The 2,512-nt window shown below is 56.2% G+C and carries 3 protein-coding genes; 1 reads left to right on the forward strand and 2 read right to left on the reverse strand.

The genetic code is table 11. The annotated features are described in order from the left end of the window. A partial coding sequence (locus VIG90_RS17065) for a transposase (RefSeq protein ID WP_331594726.1) occupies positions 1-205 on the forward strand: 205 nt, incomplete at its 5' end. Here VIG90_RS17065 and VIG90_RS17070 read toward each other — a convergent pair. Then, positions 171-734, reverse strand: a complete 564-nt coding sequence (locus VIG90_RS17070) for a hypothetical protein (protein ID WP_331594727.1) — start codon at positions 732-734, stop codon at positions 171-173. The two genes, VIG90_RS17065 and VIG90_RS17070, sit on opposite strands and share 35 nt — an antisense overlap. A 77-nt stretch (positions 735-811) precedes the next feature. Further along, entirely contained in the window at positions 812-1,639 is an 828-nt protein-coding gene (locus VIG90_RS17075; protein WP_331594728.1) for a hypothetical protein, read from the reverse strand. Between the last annotated feature and the right edge of the window lie 873 nt (positions 1,640-2,512).

Genomic DNA, 2,512 nt, shown 5'->3' on the forward strand with positions numbered 1-2,512 from the left:
CTGGGCCAATATTCCCAACCGATCCAACCGCAAGCAGCCCTTTGGTTTCTCGTCCTGGCTTTACCGTCAGCGCAACCTGGTTGAGCGTTTCTTCAATCGCATCAAGCAGTTCCGGGGCATTGCAACGCGCTATGACAAGGATCCCGCCAATTACCTTGCAGCAGTCAAACTCATCTCCGCACGCTTATGGTGCGCCTCGTTATGAGTCTACGCCCTAGTCTAACGTGATACTCAATCCACTCGGGCGTGATGCCAAAACGGGCCCTTAGCGGCGCGACAACTGCCTCAAGGTCCCGATCGAGCGTCTGAAAGAACTCGACCAAGTCCTCGCACTCGGCGATCATTTTAAATCGACCAGCTTGGGTCATGAAGGTTAGGTCGTGCTCCCGAAAGAACCGGTGGGCGAGGTAATCGCGGTGCGCTTTTGCTTCCCGCAGCCTTACCATCAGATCATTTGGCAACGCCTCCGCTGCCTCCAGCGCCCGCACCATATTGCCGAACGTCTTTGCAAGTTCGGAGTCGTAGAACCGCTGAAAGGCTTCGTCCCAGCTCCTCTGATCGGCGTGTTCCCGCCTAGTTGGCAAGAGGCGAAGAACCAAAAGGGCGTTTACCATCCCGTGCTCTAAAACCTGGGCCATATACATGGCCAGCCCGAACCGGGAGTAGACTTCCCGTATCAACTGACTATCGAGGTCGGTGGCGGGCCAAATGGCGTCAGTTTCAAAGCTTTCCATTCTGCCTCTACCGTTCGATCACCTTCACCAAGAACGCTACCTCTAAGCTTGCGCGGCAAGAGCGATCATGGCGCTTCTTAGAACGGAATATCGCTGCCCTTGAACGACCATGTATCAGTCTTGGCTGGCTGCGCGTCCTTCGGCAATTCAAGTTGGTGGGCGGTATACAAGTTGAGGATGCGCTCGCGGTCCATGAACATGATCTGGCTACGCTGTGATGCGTCCAATTTTCCGCCGAGCCAATTCTGCGCCGCCTTTGTAATCTCCCCGCCAGCAACAATGAAAGCATGATCAACTAGGGCCTTCTTGTTCGTATCACTGTCGAACACTTCATGGCCCAGCATCATGAGCACCTGCTGATAAATCTCTGCAATGTTGGCGTTGGTGCCCTTAGAGGCACCGGCTGAATCCAGCTTCCCCTTCTTGGCCTGGATGCCGAAGTAGATAATGTGCTCGGTCGGTAGCTTATAGCGCATCCAGACGTCCTTGCCGTATTCCAGCGCTTTGTCCTTGTGGCCTACGCTGGTGATCCGCTCGTACCCAAGGTGCCGGAACATCGGCAGCAAGACCTCCTCAATCAGTTGGTCCTCTGAGCATTTGTCCAGATAAGCAATCAGACGTTCTCGCTTCTCGATCTGCGCTGGAGTAAGGGGGCTATAGAGGTTCACCGGCGTCGAGACGGTCCTCGTCTTTGTGTGGCGAATGTAAAAAATCCCGTCCTCGCCATAGTAGCCCTCAAAGCCCTCGCGCATCAGCGGCACATTCAGGGCGGCTAACGCCAACGAACGGTCGTTGTCGCCGTTCTGGGCCTCACGCTTGTCCATCAAAGTGCGCAGCACCCGGGCGAAGCGCTCTGGCAACTGGTTGGCACCTGGCTGCGGGTCGTTCAGCAGTTCAGCGAGCACACTTTCCGTCCATGGTACTCGAGACGTTCTGCCGTCATGTGCATAGTCGAGCTCGCATTCCTCGAAGAAGCGTGTGATGTAAAAACTACTCCGATACTGAAACCATCGGTGGTCCTGATTGCCGACTACCATTTCAGCTATCTGTCGAAGATTGCGTGGTTTGAACTGCATTGAGACATAATAATCTATGCTGCCGCGGTGTGGATGCTCACCAAAGTGACTGGGCTCCACCATGCTGTGTAGCGCCGGTTGTAACTGTTGGTAGCCGCCGAGTGGCAGCTATGGTGAGTAAGTAATCTGTCTGTGGCAATTGCTAGCAATTTGCCAGTCAGCAAACGGCCAAACCACGGCGTACTCCGCAGCTCAGACCGCGCACTTACCCACACTGAACTCTATGCATTAAAATAGTCAATAAACCACCATAGGCAGGAATATTCATGACATTTCCTAGGCAATTACCTATCTTTTCCCTGTCGACAGTGAGTCGGTAGCGTTTGGGTACACGATGGCAGCGACGCCATGGCGGGCGTACCGCGATGAGCCTGCTCGTCAGAGCAGCAGGTGCCAACCCGCCGGGGAGGGAGCGTTCTTTCCTGACCCGCATGAGGCGTATCTTGGGGCTTCCTCCGTGCGATGTCTGGGCTGGAGGAAGGAAGGCGTCGCATCGATCATCGCAGGCTGCATGAGGGCGCAATCGCCCGAACGTAGCACCGCGCCCGCCCACCGCTTGTGAGCACAGGGCGGCCGGACGTGGTGACAAGGCCGGTCAAGCCGTCAGGGTAGGGGTTGTAGAGGTTCCCCGCCGGGGGGACGAGGGTCGTCTAGCGTTCAGTGTGCAAAAGCGTTCCGGCTCGCGCCGTCCCGCGCGGGCAG

Origin of the sequence: Pedomonas sp. (assembly GCF_036515995.1) — a bacterium.
Classification (GTDB): Bacteria; Pseudomonadota; Alphaproteobacteria; order Sphingomonadales; family Sphingomonadaceae; genus Pedomonas.